Raw genomic sequence first — 16,702 nt, forward strand, 5'->3', positions numbered from 1 at the left:
CCTTGCCGTTTGTTGCGTTCACAGTAAACACATAAATTGTTGTGATTATGAATTGAGCTGGCGGTGTGGGAAATCTGATTTAAAAAATTATTGGTACTGTTCCTGATACTTTTTTATCTACGGAATTAGGGTATGTTGATAATGTTACTTTTTCTAAAAGTTGGTCTGATAATTAGTTTTAGATTTATTTTTTGTGCAGGAACCCATCGACAGAAACATCTTTAAAAACAAAAAATGAGGTATTCACGTGAAAAGAATTATGACTCCATGGATCGGGCGTTCGGCTCCCGTGATCGGATTATGTGTCGTTTTATCCGGCTGTAACTCCAGCTCACTTATCACCACTGCAACTACTGGCATACCGTTTACATTGGGGGAGGTTGTATCTAATTATTATGATGGTAAAACGGATGGGCTTTTAGGCGGCTTTGGCCTGTCTGGCTTTCAGACCCCACCGGCTGGTTTTTATGCCGATGCGGCTAATCCTAGCGCTGCAGAATTAAGACGCCATAACATCTATCTTAGTTATACAGGCTTAGTAGATCAAAGTGATACCGGGGGGTTTGGCAGGCTTTACGGGCCTATGGATGATACCACCTATGCAGGATATGAGTATTTGGCTTATGTCGGTAAAGGGATCAACCGCGCTATTGTAATGGTACAGGTGCCCGATAGCTTTGATGTAAACAATCCCTGCATTATTGCTGCGCCTTCATCAGGATCACGCGGTGTATACGGTGCAATGGCTACCGCCGGGGCATGGGGATTAAAAAAAGGCTGTGCCGTTGCTTATACCGACGCTAACAAAGGTACGGGCGCTGTCGATCTGAGCCAGATGAAATCCTACGGCCTGCAAATGCAGGCTAAAGATCTGGCGACAACCGATGAGTTAACATTTCGTGTGCCCACACAAGAAAGCGTTAGCATGGCTCTTGGTGATGATGAATACGCGGGCGTCACACTTCCAACCGATACAGCGCTTGATAATTACATAGCGGCAAAACCAAATCGCTATGCGTTTAAACATGCCCACTCACAAAAAAATAGTGAGAAGGATTGGGGCTTACATACGCTGCAAGCCGTTAAGTTTGCTCTGCAGCAGCTCAGTACTCAGTTTGATCAGCCTTTCAGCGCTGACAATACTTTAGTGATTGCGGCCAGTGTTTCTAATGGAGGTGCGGCTGCACTGAAAGCAGCGGAAGCCGATACCGAATCCTTAATTGATGCCGTTGTGGTCGGTGAGCCGAACATTAATCCGGCAACGGCGACACAAAGCTTTGGGATTAAAATGGGGGCTAATCCATTATTCACCGCGCATAGCAAACCTGCTTACGAATATTTTGTTATTGCTGAAATGTATGCCGCCTGTGCGAGCAAAGCTGTGAGTAATACGGGTGCTTTATTTAGCGAACTACGTGGCCCGGTTAACGCGCGATGCGATGCTTTAGTGGCCGCCGGATACCTGCAAAAAGGTTCTTATGAAGAGCAGGGAGCTGAAGCGCGCGAAAAACTGAATGCCGCGGGTTATCTGCCGGATTCTGATAAGTTACTGGTGGGTTATGCAGGTGTTGATCTGTTTCAATCACTGCTTGCCACGTATGGTAATGCGTATTCAAGAAGCTCGGTGGTGGATAACCTCTGTAACATCAGCATGGCTCACGTTGCGACCGGTACTGTTGTGCCTGCTATTAACGATACCTATCAAACCCTTGCTGCAATCAGCAGTGGGATCCCTCGTACCGCTAATATCTTCCTGATTAAAGATGATGCGCTCGGTGGCCCGACTCTGCAGTTCGCTGCAACATCAGCCAACGGTAACGCAGACTATAACTTTGAAGGGGCGAAGTGCTGGTATGACCTGTTTTATAACAGCGAAAATTCACTGAATACGCGTTTGATGGCAGGTATCGAACAAATAAAAGGCAATGGTAATCTGCAACACAAACCGACCATTATCGTGCATGGGCGCAGTGATGCGTTAATCCCTGTGAACCATTCATCACGCCCTTACCTTGCATTAAACCAGCAGGTAGAAGGCGCGCAAAGCCAGCTCAAATACTACGAAATCACCAACGCCCAGCATCTGGATGCTCTCAATCAGCTCTATGCTTCGCTAGGTATGAGTTATGTACCTCTGGATTACTATTTCAAGCAGGCGTTGGATCTTATGTATGACCATCTGGAAAATGCGACGGCGTTACCGCCTAGTCAGGTTGTACGGGCACAGGGCCGAGCCGGCGCGCTGCAAGTGGCTAACCTGCCTGCCATCAGTGCAACAGCAATAGATACGATTACTTTTGATGCAGGGAATCTAGTCATACCGGAATAAACTGCCATCAGGCCGTGCTTACAAAGAAAGAGCCAGGGAGTGCTCTTTCTTTTTAATCAGATTTTTTATAGGGTCTGTATATCTATCGATTAAGGCGGGTTTGAAATGTTAAAAGCTAAAGCAAGTTGTTTATGTGGTGCCGTCGAGATAACTGCAAACGCTATTAATCCTAAATTTACAGTATGCCACTGTGACTCATGCCGGAGATGGGGCGGTGCGCCATTTTTTGCCGTTCAGTGTGGAACGAATGTCAGTATTGAGGGGAGAGAGAGCGTAAAGATGTATGACTCATCTTCTTGGGCTTCTCGGGGTTTTTGTAATGAGTGTGGAACGCATTTGTTTTTTAAATTCAATAAAAGTGGTGACTACAATATGCCTGTGGGGATATTTCAGAATCTGGAAGGGCTGAAGATGGATATGCAATATTTCAGTGATCAGCGGCCTGATTATTACTGTTTTTCAAACCAAACAAAAGAAATGACCAGAGCTGAAATAATGGCTTATTTTGCCAAAAGTATATAACACCCTATGAACCTCCTCGATTAAAATAGTGGGTGCTTAACCCGATACTTTCGGAGGGGCTTCTATGGTCGGCGTTTCATCGCGAGGCTCAGAAGAAGGGCTAGTACTAGTTTCAATTAGCCGCACCCAACCGGTCATTATATTCAACTGCCCGGCAGCGAGTTTGAGGCACACCAGTAATGGAACGGCCAGCAGTACTCCGGCGGGCCCCCAAAGCCAGCCCCAGACAAGTAGCCACAGGACTAATATCAATGGGTTGAGTCGCATGTGACGCCCCAACACTGTTGGTGTTATAAATTGGGCTTCTAACAGATTAATGCCAAAATAAATGGCGACGGGTAGCAGCGCGACCAGCTCCATACCGTACTGAGTGATGCCCGCAAGGCTGAGTATCATGAGCGCGATAATAGGGCCCACATACGGAGCAAAGTTGAGCAAGCCAACCAACGCTCCCCAGAGTAACGCGTCATCTACATCCAGCATCCAAAATACGCCTGCAGTGACCATTCCCAGCCCTGTATTGATGACAGTCACCGTAAGAATATAGCGTGATAACTCTTTTTGAAGCTTTCTAATTAGCATAACCGGTCGGCGATTGGTTTGTTCTGACAGGAAAATTTCCAGATAGCTGTCATATAATCGAGGGCCAAAAATCAGTAGAAACAGCACCAGAATCACGAACGTTACAAATTGCGCAATGACTACGGGAGTTGCACCCAGGATAGAGATGATTTTTTCTATGCCGCCCTGCATAACTTGGGTTGAAAGTGCGCTCTTACTATTGGTGGTTTTTTCTTCTGTGGCTACTACTATTGGCGGCTCATCATTACTGAACAGACCAAACAAGCCGGAGCTCTTTTCTTTTGGTGGCAATGCTTCAGTAGTTATTACAGGCGTAGGGTCTGGATTTATAGCCTTGCTAATATTATCCAGTTCTTTAGTCAGCTTCGTTGACAGCTGGGGAAGTTGCGCCAGCCATTTTTGTGCAGGTGTTGCCAGCTCGATGGCCAGTATTGTCACAGGCCCGCCAACCATGGCTAGCAGTAAAATTGCCGATAATGTACGTGGTATATAAAAGCGTTTAAGTAGTCTCACCAGTGGACTGAGTAACAACGAAAACAACAGCGCCACGAGTATCGGCATTAACAATGATTTGGCGAAGTACAACGTATATATAAGTGCCAGCGCCAGTAGCCCGTAGATGGCCACAGAATAGACAGAGCGTCTGGGTGCAACATTGGTAATTAATGGCTTGTTTATGACAACCGGCTCACTGTCAGTATTAATCATTACGCATACTCATTAAGCGACGGGTGGAACGTAGCAGAAAGGGATAAAAGCTAAAACTAGTGTTAACAACTGTATAAGCCTTGCGCCAACCAATGACATGCGTCACTACGCCGGCTAACAGGCCAATACCTATTATTAAATAAGGGCTGGTCTTTTTCAGGGCTGCTTTTGATTGCTCGTTAGCCAACTGAAATTGCTCCTGACGTAGATTCAAGCGTTGGTGTACGGATTGAATATCACGACACAAGGATTTACGTGTCACTGCTCTGGCCTCTGACAAGCTGGCGAATATGTTGCCTGGTGAGTGGTAGGGTCAGGCTTTTCTTATAATGTTTCAAACCCATGATAATACTCACCAAGCCCAAAAACTGGATAATAAAAAACGCGAGTAAACCCTGTGTAACTGATGTGTTTATTAGATAAACCAGCCATGCGAGCAACGTACTAAAACCAATCCATGTCAGCATCAGCATCGGAATAAACAGCAGCGCTAGTGCGAATAAGCGTGGGCTATCAGAAATAGCCAGTCGCAATTCAAGCTGTAATAACTGAAAAATATCGGAGCCGGTAGCCGTCGCTTGCTGTAGCCAGCTTGCCCATACTTGTAACTCATCCAACTGCCCGGATTTTTCAGCGCTGTCATGCTGTTTTGCTGTATCAGGGTTCTCGATCATTTACGTGAAAATAATTGAGAAATGACAAAGCCGGTAATAAAGGCAATACCTAACGTAGCGAGAGGCTTTTCGCGGATAAAAACAGAGGCTTGCTCGCCGAGCTCTTCTGTTTTGGCGCGGCCTTTAAGTAATTGCTCGGTGGCTTCATCTTTTATATCCAGACCTGCCGCATCAGCAGCCAACTTAAAATGCTCTTTTGCCTCCATTAATTTATCGTAAGCACTCAATACGGCCTCCTTGCTGGCCGCCAATTCATCATTTTTGTTTTTACTCGTAGTTGCCGGCATCTCTACTCTCCTTAGTGGTAGTTACATTTTGTCATGCATATCATCAGGCTATTACAGTCTTCTTTCAAGTGTCATGTGCCTTGATATGTGAGGCGATATTTTAATGCAAATAAGATGGACGGGTAGAGCACGCCGCCATCTATGTCCCTGCTTAAAAAATGTTACTTCTGCACATCTGTAATCTGTAGCTCGCCATCAGTAACCCTCTCTCTCTTTTTTTAATTCATTTAAAGCATTTATATATTAATGCTCTTGATAATCTAAACGCTAATCATTATCATTTGCTAATTGAATTTAGTTACTACTTAGGTGTCGTTTGTGAGTGTTGAAGCGGAATTGATTGTCCCGGCTGAGCTGGGTTCAAGTGTGATGTTGGATAAGGGTGATGCAATGGCTGCGCTGATTCAGGCGGCGCCTACTCTGCTTGAGAGCGTTCAGGAAGCTCCTTCCCTGCTTGAAAAGGCGCAGGGATTCTTGCTGGTCGGTGGGCCGGTAGTGTGGATTCTATTGGGCTTTTCGGTGATAGCGTTGAGTATTGTATTGATTAAATGTTGGCAGTTTGCGCTGTTGCGGCCTGAAAGCCAGCGTGATGTTCAGCAGGCGTTGATGTTATGGCGGGAAGGTGAGCATGTACAGGCCAAGGTTGTTTTAAAGCGCAGTCGGCCTGTTTCTGAGTTGGTATTTATCGCCATGCGAGGCGTTTTGAACGTTCGTGAAGATATGAATCTGCTTAAAGATGAGCTGGATCGTGTGGCGGCCTTACGCCTGAATCAATTGCGTGGGCTGTTACGGCCGCTCGAAGTCATCGCAACATTAAGCCCCTTACTCGGCTTGTTAGGAACGGTGTTGGGCATGATTACTGCGTTTCAGAAAATGGAAGCAGCGGGCAATCAGGTGGATCCTTCGGTGTTGTCGGGCGGCATCTGGCAAGCCCTGTTAACCACTGCCGTCGGGTTGGCGGTGGCTATACCGGTCGTGGTGGTACATAGCTGGTTAGAACGCAAAGTTGAACGGGTTGCGGCGTTAATGAATGATTCTGTTACCCAAGTTTTTACGGCCGTTAAAATACCTGTAATCGAACGGCTTGAGCATGAGGAGTTAAAGCGTGCAGCTTGATCTGCAGCCAGTACGTCGTCGTCAGGCGATCAGTCTAACGCCGTTGATTGATGTGGTGTTTATTCTGCTGCTGTTCTTTATGTTGTCGTCTAGTTTTATGCAGTGGCGACAGATAGATCTTTCTGCTGCGCAGGCAAGTAACAATACGTCTTCTGAAGTGCATAGACTTCGTTTGATCTCTGATCAGGGCTTAATCGAGCACGGAGGGCAACGTTATCAGATGCAGGATGCGGTTGCGCTGCACGCTCTGGTTTTGGACGCTCCTGAGGCTGTTTTTGCGATTGAAGTAGCGCCGGGTGTGATGACGCAGACGATGATTACCCTGTTGGATAATCTCAAGCAGGCCGGTGCTCAGCATGTTTCGCTGGCGGGTGTTTTGCCATGAGCAGAGTGTTATTCGGACAGTCGGTATTGAGTGCATCAAGCGCTAAAAAAGCACAGAGCAGTGACGATAACTTGATCCCTTTAATAAATGTTGTATTTCTGATGTTGATTTTTTTCATGGTCGCCGGACAAATTCAGAGCTCTGATGCGGTGAGTGTGCAACCGCCTGAATCATTCAGTGAAACCCGTCAAGCGGAGGACGGAATTACATTGATAGTCACTGTGGATGGCTTGTTATATCTGGATAATCAGAATGTTGATGAGGCCGGGTTGGTGTCAGGCTTGCTGGATGCTTTTTCCAAGGCAATAAAACCTGATGCGTTTGTTGTACTGGTAAAAGTGGATGCGGGTTTGCCTGTCGATGCTTTACAAACCGTATTACGCCAGATTAAAGCGACAGGGTTAGGCCGTGTGTCGTTAGCCACTCGTCGGGTTCAGGTAGGTGAAGCATGATTGCAGCACGCCATGGGTGGTTGGCTTTTATCTGTGCTGCGCTGTTGCATGTGCTGGCGCTGGGGTTATTTTTCGCTGCAACGCCGACTGAAGGGGCAAAAGATAAAGGCGAGCAAGGGGTAGAAGTTGACTTAGGCATGCTCGGTAATTTGGGTGACGCGCTCAATACCACGGAAGAGTTACCGACAGAACGGATAAAAGAACAGCCAAAAGACGAACCGCAAAAACCTGAACCAGAGCGCGAGTTAGAAAGAGAACCTGAGCCTATTAAGCAGGAAGTTGTTCCTGAGCCGCCAAAACAAAAGGTGGCGCTAAAGGTGAAAAAGGCGATCGACACTGAAAAAAAACCAGTGCAAGTAAAGAGTAAAAAAGCGCCTGTTGATTCTCCCCCTTCGAATCAGCAGGCGCCCATTTCCATATCGCAGACAAAAGAGAAAAAGAAGATATCGAGCGGTGTTAGCGACGCTCAAACGACAGGTGGAAATCCCGGAGCCGAACGATCTTACTTTGCCTTGTTGGCGGCAACCTTGGCAAAAAATAAACGTTATCCGACAGCATCACGCAGAAAAGGAGAGGAAGGCATTGTTCTACTCTCGTTTGTAGTGGATCGTTTTGGCGGGGTATCAGCAGCACAGATAAAATCAAGTTCTGGTTATCCGCGTTTAGATGAAGCGGTGCTGCGTATGCTGAAAAAATCCCGGCGCTTACCCGCGTTTCCGGCAGAGATGAAGCAAGCTGAGTTGCTGATTAACATCCCGATATCGTTTGAACTAAACGCTATGCGCTAACAGGGTTAAGCAACTCTCAATAAAACGCTCAATCAATCAATAGAAATTTAAATGGCCCCCAAAAAGCGGTTAGCGGGACTGCTTGGCCTTTTTTTGGGTGTCGGAATATTAATCTTGTATAAAAACGAAAGGAAAACTTCTATGTCTGTTATTAAGCAGGGTGATATTGCAACGTTGCGAAATTCAATACGGGGTAAAGATTGGAAAGACGGGCAGTACGCCTCAATGGCCGGTACCTTAGCGTTGGCTATTTCTGCAGCAATGATCGGGCCTGTTCATGCGGCTGGCGTGACACTCGATACCCTGGTTGTTGAGGAAGGTGTTATTAAGGCGGATGCTAATCCGTATGCTGAGCCAGATGCGCCTTATAAAGCCAAACGGCTGTCAGATACCCGCCAGACACGTGATATTGCCGATACCCCGCAGACGATGACTGTGATAACAAAAGAGGCAATTGCGGAATCAGGGAAGACTGAGCTGAAGGATATTCTGAGTGCTCAGCCGGGTATCACATTAGGAACAGGTGAAGGCGGTAACTCCTTTGGTGATCGTTATATTATCCGTGGTTATGAAGCACGTAGCGATGTGTATACCGATGGTTTACGAGAACCGGGCCTGATTACCCGTGAAACATTCGCTTTGGAACAAATTGAAATATCCAAAGGTCCAAGTTCAACGTTTGGCGGTCGTGGTTCTACAGGCGGTGCGGTTAACAGTGTGACCAAAAAAGCGACTATGGAAGAAGATTTTACCACGCTTGAAGGTGGCTTAGGATCTGATAAGTATAAACGTGGCACGTTAGATACCAACAGGGTTATCAATGATGATCTGGCGGTTCGTTTGAACTTATTATACACCGATGCGGATATTCCTGATCGTGCGCCCGCAAAAGAGAATCGTCAAGGTGTGCTCATATCGGGCGTGTATCAGGCAACCGATAAACTTAAAGTTTCCGCCGATTTGTATCACTTTGAAGGTGATGATAAAACCGATGCAGGAACCGCATTAGATCGGACAACGGGTGTGATCGACACAGAGCGACAGTATGTTGGCCAAGACGGATTGGATTTTCAGAAAACACAGGCAGACATCGGAACGCTGAAGCTGGACCTGGATATCACTGATGAAATTCGTTTAGAAAACAAAACAAGACTCGGCTCAACCAGCAATGATTATATTATTTCTGCCTACGACAGCCGTTTTACTGGCGGATTGAGGGCTTTTACGGGGTGGCAGGAGAATGATTATCTGGGTAACCAGACCAATCTGATCATAGATAAAAACCTAAATGGCCAGCGTCATACTATTATTGCCGGGGTCGAATATGCCAATGAAGAAACCAAGGCCGGTGACTACAGTGTGACCACCGACAGCGTCACTATTGATCCTTATAATACGGATAACGCCAGTTGGGTCGGCTCTTACAGTAAAAATGCAGGGGAAACCGAGCTTTCTATGGATACTGTTTCGGCTTATCTAATGGATACCGTCACGCTGAATGATGACTGGGAAGTGTTTGGTGGCGTGCGCTATGATTATTTCAATTACTCACTGTGGGCCGCTGAAAGTACCAGCCGAAGCGGCGTAGTGACACCCGAAACCACCTACTCATACAGTGATGGCTTCTTGAATGGTCACCTGGGTGTGGTGTTTTCGCCCTGGCAGCATGGTAACGTTTATGCGAGTTGGGGCACCTCCTCTAATATCAATGGGGGTGAAGCCGATGCCGGTACCAATTGTGGTTACGGTGGCTTGTGTACCGATGATGAGGGTAACTATAAAAGCGCAGATCCTGAGCAATCCACTAACCTGGAAATCGGCACAAAGTGGAATCTTATGGATGAAAAACTACTATTAACGGCGGCTATTTTCCGCACCACTAAAGATGATGTGATCGAAGGTGGCAACGATTCTTACGTTAGCGGTGGTAGCCTCAATACAGGTAGAAACCGTGTCGAAGGTATCGAGTTAGGTTTGTCCGGTAATATCACACCAAAATTGAGTGCTCAGTTGGGTGTGGCGATAATGGATTCTGAAATACTGAAATCTCACGATGAGGCAAATGTGGGTGAGCGAAAAGCCAACTTCGCCGATAACAGTGCCAATCTACAGTTACGCTACCAGGCAACGCCAAAACTGGCGGTGGGGGGTGTCGTTACCTACTCCAGTGAAATTTATGGCGGCCAGCCGGATGCAGCGGCTAATAGCATCGAATTGCCGGATTACACGGTGTACGACGTGTTTGCTGCTTATCAGGTGAATAAGCAACTCAGCTTGCGTGCCAATATTCAGAACCTCACCGATGAAGATTATTACACCGCTGTTTACCGTGGCGGCAGTATCGTTTATCTCGGTGATGCCCGTTCTGCAAACGTTAGTGTGACCTATAAGTTCTAGGCTCCAGGGTCTGGCTTTAACGTTAATAGCAAAGGGCCTTGTTGGCTCTTTGCGCTTTTTTACAGAGCTGCTTTTGATGATTCCTATTCGTAAAGTATTTACGCCTGAACAGGTGCAGCAGATACGGCTGCATCTGGATGAGGCCGATTGGCAAGGCGGTGAAATCACCGCCGGGCAGCAAGCTCGCCGTGTTAAGCATAATCAGCAACTGCCTCAGGACGGCACGCTTACTCAACAAATTGGTGACCTGATTCTTGATGCGCTGGCGCGCCATCCTGTGTTTATTTCGGCGGCGTTACCGCAAAAAATATTTCCGCCGATGTTTAACCGTTATAGCGTGGGGGAGACGTATGGCTCGCATGTGGATAATGCGATTCGGGTTATTCCGGGCACCACGATTCGACTACGTACCGACCTCTCGGCAACGTTGTTTTTAAGTGATCCTGATGAGTACGAGGGAGGTGACTTACAGATAGAAGACCATTTCGGTTCGCAGTGCGTGAAATTAGCCGCAGGCGATATGATTCTTTATCCGTCAACCAGCCTGCATCAGGTGATGCCAGTTACCGCCGGAAGGCGGGTGTCTGCGGTTTTCTGGTTGCAAAGTATGGTGCGTAGTAACGAACAGCGGGAGATGTTGTTTGGTCTCGACCAGAGCATCCAGTCGCTTACCTCACTGCATGGTCATGAGCATCAGGATGTGACGCGGTTGTCGGGCGTATACCAAAATCTGATTCGCCAATGGGCGGATGCATAACTTACAAAATGGCTTCCTATGATCGATAAAGCGTTACCACCACTCACCGCTGTGCCTGCCGATTTGGTCAGTGTTGCCGATTATGAGCGCTATGCGAAACACCACATCCCGCCGGCTATTTTTGAATATATTCAAGGTGGCGGGGCGGATGAAATAACCTTGCAACGTAATCGTCGTGCGTTGGATGATCTGATGATTCTGCCACGTGTTTTGCAGGATTGTACGGCAGGTGGCACTCATACAACCTTATTGGGAGAAGCGCTTCGTCATCCGATACTGTTGGCGCCGGTCGCTTTTCAAAAGTTAGTGCATCCTCAGGGGGAACTCGCCATGGCGCAGGCCGCCAGCGTTTTGGAAACAGGCATGATTGTCAGTACCTTGGCGTCGGAGTCGATCGAGGCCATAGCCGCTGAACTGGATTCGCCCAAATGGTTTCAGCTCTACTTTCAACACAGCCGTGACTTTACGTTGGCGTTAGTGAAGCGTGCCCAAGCGGCAGGCTATACAGCGTTGGTTATTACGGTGGATGCGCCGCTGCATGGCATCAGAAATCGCGCACAACGTGCCGGGTTTCAGTTGCCGAAGGGGGTTGAAGCGGTAAACCTGAAAAACCGCCCGCCACTGCCTTCTCAGCAGTTTGACGCGAGTGAGAGTATCGTTTTTCAGGGCATGATGAGTGAAGCGCCGGTGTGGCAGGATATTCACTGGTTGAAGCAGCACACAACATTGCCGATTGTACTTAAGGGCGTGTTGAACCCTGCGGATGCTTTATATGCTGCAGAGATGGGTCTGGCGGGTGTCGTCGTCTCGAACCATGGCGGACGTACGTTGGACTGTTTGCCGTCGGCGGTGGAGATGTTGCCCTTAGTACGGAAGGCCGTAGGGAAAGATTTTCCGCTGTTCATGGATGGCGGTATACAGCGCGGTACGGATGTTTTTAAAGCACTGGCACTAGGTGCAGATGCGGTCTTGATCGGGCGCCCTCAGTTGTATGCGTTGGCCGTGGCGGGTGCATTGGGTGTTGCACATATGCTTAGAGTGTTACGTGAAGAGCTGGAGGTAACCATGTCGTTGGCAGGAACGCCGACGATTAAAGATATTACAAGGAATGCTCTTTTAAAAAATAATATTTCTGGTTTTTGATTTCGTGTCTATACTTTGGTTTAATCACCGGTTGAAGGGCTGATTAATTAGGCTTGCTGCTTCTGCTTATTAAGTCATAAAAATATTAGTAGACATTATAGAGATCATATAAATGAAAGTTTCCCATAAAGTAGCATTGCTGGCTTCGTCTATAGTATTGATAGCCTTCGCGCTTTTCTCATGGATACAGTACAACACCGTACGCGATGCTTTGTATGAAAAAACAGAGCAAAGCACACATGAAGCTACAGGGGCGTTAGGTTTGCAGGTCACGAACTGGCTGAATGGTAAGTTAGTTCTGATTGATATGATGTCTGAAATAATGAACGAGAATTTGAACAGTTCAACGATCCAGCAGACGTTTGATACACCGCTATTGAAAAAGGAATTCATTTTGATTTTCGGCGGGCTGGATATCGATGGACAGCGTATTACAAATGACCCTTCATGGAATCCAGAGAATTGGGATGCCAGAAAACGTCCGTGGTATCCCTACGCAAAAAATCATAAGCGGGCGGTGTTGACCGATCCTTATGCTGATGCCGCTACTAAAGAAATTCTGATTTCAGCCGTCGCTAATTTTTATGATAAAGGTGTATTTAAAGGCGCCTTTGGCGGTGATTTGAGTTTAAAAACTGTCTCTGATGCAGTGAATACGCTTAATTTTCATAAAACAGGTTATGCCTTTTTGCTCAATAGCGAAGGTAATATTATTAGCCATCCTAATGAATCACTAAACGGTGAGTCGATCGCTAAGTTGTTCGGGCAAGCGACTCCTGTGTTATCCGAGACACTGCAAGAAACTGAGATAGATGGAAAAACAGTCTTTACCGCTTTTCATGAGCTGAAAGGTTTGTATGGTAGTGAATGGTATATTGGGGTGGTGTTAGATAAGAGCAAAGTTATGGCTAAAGCCAACCAATTTGGCTGGACTGCGTTAATTGGAACCCTTGCCAGTGCATTGCTGTGTTCGTTAGCGCTTTACTTTACGGTCTCGCGCCAGCTTTTACCGTTACAAAAATTGCGTGAGTCGCTGCAAGAAATTAATCGGGGTGAGGGAGATCTGACTAAACGTTTGGCGGTTAACAGTACCGATGAATTTGGTCAGGTTTCGACTGATTTCAATCAGTTTATTGATTATTTGCAAAGCTTAATAATACGCGTAAAAGAGATGTCTCGGGATATTCAGTCGGATACTGATTTGACAGCAGAGTCTGCATCCGAAGCTGCTGTGAAGCTTGAAACCCAGTTATTCGAATTGGATCAGCTCGCCACGGCGATGCATGAAATGTCTGCTACTGCTCAAGATGTAGCATCTAATGCACAAAGAGCAGCCGATTCTGCTCATATGGCTGATGTGGCAGCCTCTAAGGGTGTTGCTGTTGTTTCAAAAACTACGCGCGAGATTGCTTCGCTGACAAGCGAAATGGATGAAGTCGTGCACACTATTAATGAGTTGGCTGGATATAGCGACAATATCGAGTCTATTTTAACGGTGATTACCGGTATCGCTGATCAAACCAATCTACTGGCCTTGAATGCGGCCATTGAGGCGGCGCGTGCAGGTGATAAAGGGCGTGGTTTTGCTGTAGTGGCTGATGAAGTGCGGGCATTGGCCTCACGCACCCAGCAATCAACAGAAGAGATTAAAAAGATGATCCATCAGCTGCAATTAGGTGTACGCAATGCTGAGAAAATCATCATGAACAGTCGCCAAAAAGCCAGCGATACTCAGACAGCGTCCAGCGAAGCTGATGAAGTCTTAATTACGATTCGTGACAGTATCATCGAGATTAATCAGATGATTGTTCAGATCGCAACGGCGGCAGAAGAACAGAGTGCGACGGCAGAGGAAATAAACCGCAATACCTCGAATATCCGTGATATCAGCCAGTCGGTATCAAACGGAGCGAAAAGTCAGGAGCAGCTGTGTGTTTCTATGGTTGATTTAACCACTAGACAGGATGTTGAATTAGGGAAATTTAAAGTCTGAGTGTGATTAACGTCTAGTTTTAAAAGCCCGCTCAGCGGGCTTTTTTTTGCTCAGATGCGCGTTAAACAAGAGCTGGTATTATTTAATAGAATAAGTATATTCCATTATAAATAATGTATTTACATGTAATACTTTTAGGTTATTTTCTTATAAATAGGGTTATACCCGTAATTCTTTAGTCTAAATTCGATACTAAAGTACCCTGATGAAGTATCGATTGTTGCACCGCAAAAGAATAACGTAGCGAGGTTTTCACAGCTCTATGTCATCCGGAATAACTAGTAGGAGTTGTTTGGGAGTGATGAGCCCAAATCTTGCTAGGTGAAGTGTATGGCGCTAATACAAAGACCTCATGGCGAAGAACACCCATATTGGGGTTTTGGACCTTTTAAAATTCGTTTACCGGTTGTTCATTACCGCATTGAAATGCCTGAGGTTATTCAGGGGTTAGTGATGTTCGTGGTGGGGTTGGCAATGATCCCACTACTAGAAAAGTACTTAGGCATGCCGTATGAAGCCGCCTTAGCATTCACGTTTGTAGCAGGTGTAGGTTATATTTTGCCTGCGTTGCTCGGTGTACCTTTGGTGCCCGGTTGGATTACGGCAGCGATACCGGTTGTACTGCTTTACCTGAATGGCTTTGAGCCTGGGCCAGAAGCTATTAAAGCGTTGTTTGCGCTACAGATTGAAGTGACATTAATCTTTCTGATTCTTGGGGTTACCGGCTGGGGTTCTAAACTGGTCGAGGTTATTCCTAACTCGTTGAAGTCAGGCATTATTATTGGTGCGGGTATCGCGGCACTGATGGGTGAGTTGAAAGTGGGCGGACGTATTGATGCAACGCCGTATTCACTGCTCTTTGGCTCCATCATCTCTGCTTATATTCTGTTCTCACTATCATTTAAAAATGTAGTGGACAGCAATCCACTGGCTAAAAAGATTGCTAACTTCGGCATGGTGCCGGGCATGTTGATTGCCATGGTTATTGGCTGGGGTGTGGGTGAGTACCCAATGCCAGAGATTGAATGGGGCATTACTAATCCAAACTTTTCACTGATGTGGGATTATCTGGTCTTTTCCACAGGCTTTCCTGAATGGGATGTTTATTTGTTGGCTGTACCAACGGCAATCATCGCTTATGTTATTGCTTTTGGTGACATCATTGTTGGTTTTACACTGGTTGAGCGTATTGATCACTTACGTGACGATGAAAAAATTGAAACTAACGTAGACCGGGTTCACCTGGTTACTGCTTTGCGTAACGGTATACATGCGTTTCTTGCTCCGTGGCCTGGTTTGGCCGGCCCTCTGTGGACTGCCGCGCATGCTACCGTTGCCGAGCGTTATGCTATGGGTCGTAAGTCGATGGACTCTATCTATAGTGGTGGTGGTACCTTCTGGATTACCGGTTTAGTCGCACTGTTCTTGTTACCGCTGGTGACACTATTTAAGCCTGTTTTGCCTATCGCATTGTCACTCACGTTAGTGCTGACGGCTTATATCTGCATCATGGTAGGTATGGAGCAGCTGAAGAACTCCGCTGAGCGTGGTGTGGCGGGTATCGTTGCGGTAACGCTGGCAATGCCTGACCCTAAATCAACGGTATTTGCTGTGGTTATCGGGCTAGTGCTTTACTTCTTGATTGAACGTCCACGTTTGATGGGTAAGCATGACCCTGCCGATGAAATTATCTTTGCAGATCCTGAAGAACCCGTAGTTCTGGTAGATAAAAAAGCGGAAGTAAAAGTCTGACCCCTGGCAGGGTGTGTTGTTCTTAACTGTGCCGCTCTGAAATAAGTTGATCGTAAAAAGGCCTGGAATTTTCCAGGCCTTTTTCGTTGTGTGGCAGTAGTCGTTTTCAGGCTGTGGTTTATTGTTACCTTTATTCCGCGTTATCGCCCTTATCTTTACGGTCGCCTTTGTCGCCTCTATGGTCGTTATCGCCTTTATGGCCATGACCTTCACCATGACGTTCGCGCATATCTTCAAACTTGCTGAGCTGCTCTGCGGTTAGAATCTTACTCAACTCAGCTTTCATGCTGACTTTCTGATCCACTTTGTTGATGGCCAGATCTGCCGCTATACGTTTTGTTTCTGCCAGATTTTTATCATAATCTGCTGCAGCGGGATCAAGGTTGCGCATTGCTTGATGGAAGCTCTGCATCTCAGTTCGCATTGTCTGATGTTGTGCGTTCTGCTCATCAAACAATTTTTTCATTGATACTTGTTGTTCGTCACTCAGCTCCAGTCGTTTTGACATACGCTCGACCATACGTTCTGCGCGGTCTTCTCTATCTTCTTTGTCCATGCGGGATTCATGGCCTTTGCCTTCGCCGCGATCGCATTTGTCGTAACCTTCGTGATGTTGCATGCCAGCAAATGCCGCTGCACCAGCGAGTAGGATGGGAGCAGTGATCAGTGCAATAGTTAACTTTTTCATGGTGTCTCTCCGGTGTTTGAGTTGATGAAGCTATTCTGCACTTTGTCACCGCAAAGTTGGGTTGCGCCGGTGTAAAGTTAGGTAAAGACTTATCGGGCCGTGTTTATCAACGCTACACTATAGGTATTG

Annotated in this window: 16 protein-coding genes; 11 read left to right on the plus strand and 5 right to left on the minus strand. The window is 46.7% G+C overall.

Annotation, left to right across the window (positions count from 1 at the left end; genetic code table 11):
- Positions 1-247: 247 nt before the first annotated feature.
- Together Nant_RS15475 and Nant_RS15480 are read left to right on the plus strand one after the other, a co-directional pair.
- Positions 248-2,329 (plus strand): 3-hydroxybutyrate oligomer hydrolase family protein, encoded by a 2,082-nt coding sequence (locus Nant_RS15475; protein ID WP_143773469.1) that lies wholly within the window; start codon positions 248-250, stop codon positions 2,327-2,329.
- A gap of 105 nt (positions 2,330-2,434) precedes the next feature.
- On the plus strand, positions 2,435-2,851 hold the full coding sequence (locus Nant_RS15480) for a GFA family protein (RefSeq protein ID WP_054342563.1): 417 nt from the start codon (positions 2,435-2,437) through the stop codon (positions 2,849-2,851).
- Between the two features lie 36 nt (positions 2,852-2,887).
- On the opposite strand, the gene Nant_RS15485 is transcribed toward Nant_RS15480, so the two are convergent.
- The 4 genes from Nant_RS15485 to Nant_RS15500 are packed head-to-tail and all read right to left on the minus strand — an operon-like array spanning position 2,888 to position 5,102.
- Positions 2,888-4,141: an AI-2E family transporter gene (locus tag Nant_RS15485; protein ID WP_082400318.1), complete on the minus strand. Its 1,254-nt coding sequence runs from the start codon at positions 4,139-4,141 to the stop codon at positions 2,888-2,890.
- A complete protein-coding gene (locus tag Nant_RS15490) occupies positions 4,134-4,403 on the minus strand; it encodes a hypothetical protein (RefSeq protein WP_054342564.1) in 270 nt (89 codons plus the stop codon). The genes Nant_RS15485 and Nant_RS15490 overlap by 8 nt, the downstream gene beginning before the upstream one ends.
- Positions 4,393-4,815: a hypothetical protein gene (locus Nant_RS15495; RefSeq protein WP_054342565.1), complete on the minus strand. Its 423-nt coding sequence runs from the start codon at positions 4,813-4,815 to the stop codon at positions 4,393-4,395. The genes Nant_RS15490 and Nant_RS15495 overlap by 11 nt, the downstream gene beginning before the upstream one ends.
- A complete protein-coding gene (locus Nant_RS15500) occupies positions 4,812-5,102 on the minus strand; it encodes a DUF883 domain-containing protein (RefSeq protein ID WP_054342566.1) in 291 nt (96 codons plus the stop codon). The genes Nant_RS15495 and Nant_RS15500 overlap by 4 nt, the downstream gene beginning before the upstream one ends.
- 318 nt (positions 5,103-5,420) lie before the next feature.
- Here Nant_RS15500 and Nant_RS15505 point away from each other — a divergent pair, with 318 nt between their 5' ends.
- The 9 genes from Nant_RS15505 to Nant_RS15545 all read left to right on the plus strand — a co-directional run bounded on the left by Nant_RS15505 (position 5,421) and on the right by Nant_RS15545 (position 15,885).
- Positions 5,421-6,218 (plus strand): MotA/TolQ/ExbB proton channel family protein, encoded by a 798-nt coding sequence (locus tag Nant_RS15505; RefSeq protein WP_238377166.1) that lies wholly within the window; start codon positions 5,421-5,423, stop codon positions 6,216-6,218.
- A complete protein-coding gene (locus Nant_RS15510) occupies positions 6,208-6,603 on the plus strand; it encodes an ExbD/TolR family protein (protein ID WP_054342567.1) in 396 nt (131 codons plus the stop codon). The genes Nant_RS15505 and Nant_RS15510 overlap by 11 nt, the downstream gene beginning before the upstream one ends.
- Positions 6,600-7,055 (plus strand): ExbD/TolR family protein, encoded by a 456-nt coding sequence (locus Nant_RS15515; protein WP_054342568.1) that lies wholly within the window; start codon positions 6,600-6,602, stop codon positions 7,053-7,055. The genes Nant_RS15510 and Nant_RS15515 overlap by 4 nt, the downstream gene beginning before the upstream one ends.
- Positions 7,052-7,843, plus strand: a complete 792-nt coding sequence (locus Nant_RS15520; protein WP_054342569.1) for an energy transducer TonB — start codon at positions 7,052-7,054, stop codon at positions 7,841-7,843. The genes Nant_RS15515 and Nant_RS15520 overlap by 4 nt, the downstream gene beginning before the upstream one ends.
- Positions 7,844-7,984: 141 nt before the next feature.
- Complete coding sequence (locus Nant_RS15525) at positions 7,985-10,240, plus strand: TonB-dependent receptor (RefSeq protein ID WP_054342570.1); 2,256 nt, start codon at positions 7,985-7,987, stop codon at positions 10,238-10,240.
- 76 nt (positions 10,241-10,316) lie between these two features.
- Positions 10,317-10,997, plus strand: coding sequence for a Fe2+-dependent dioxygenase (locus tag Nant_RS15530; RefSeq protein ID WP_202905031.1), 681 nt, complete (start codon positions 10,317-10,319; stop codon positions 10,995-10,997).
- Positions 10,998-11,015: 18 nt separating this feature from the next.
- The gene (locus tag Nant_RS15535; protein WP_054342571.1) at positions 11,016-12,140 is read left to right on the plus strand and encodes an alpha-hydroxy acid oxidase; all 1,125 of its coding nucleotides are present in this window, start codon (positions 11,016-11,018) and stop codon (positions 12,138-12,140) included.
- A gap of 112 nt (positions 12,141-12,252) precedes the next feature.
- Positions 12,253-14,133 carry a methyl-accepting chemotaxis protein gene (locus Nant_RS15540; RefSeq protein WP_054342572.1) on the plus strand — a complete coding sequence of 627 codons (1,881 nt, stop codon included), beginning with the start codon at positions 12,253-12,255 and terminating at the stop codon, positions 14,131-14,133.
- Positions 14,134-14,463: 330 nt separating this feature from the next.
- Positions 14,464-15,885 carry a solute carrier family 23 protein gene (locus Nant_RS15545; protein ID WP_054342573.1) on the plus strand — a complete coding sequence of 474 codons (1,422 nt, stop codon included), beginning with the start codon at positions 14,464-14,466 and terminating at the stop codon, positions 15,883-15,885.
- A gap of 130 nt (positions 15,886-16,015) precedes the next feature.
- Here the strand turns inward: Nant_RS15545 and Nant_RS15550 are convergent, their stop codons facing one another.
- On the minus strand, positions 16,016-16,573 hold the full coding sequence (locus Nant_RS15550; RefSeq protein WP_054342574.1) for a Spy/CpxP family protein refolding chaperone: 558 nt from the start codon (positions 16,571-16,573) through the stop codon (positions 16,016-16,018).
- Between the last annotated feature and the right edge of the window lie 129 nt (positions 16,574-16,702).

This window comes from Neptunomonas antarctica (genome assembly GCF_001305295.1).
GTDB lineage: Bacteria > Pseudomonadota > Gammaproteobacteria > Pseudomonadales > Balneatricaceae > Neptunomonas > Neptunomonas antarctica.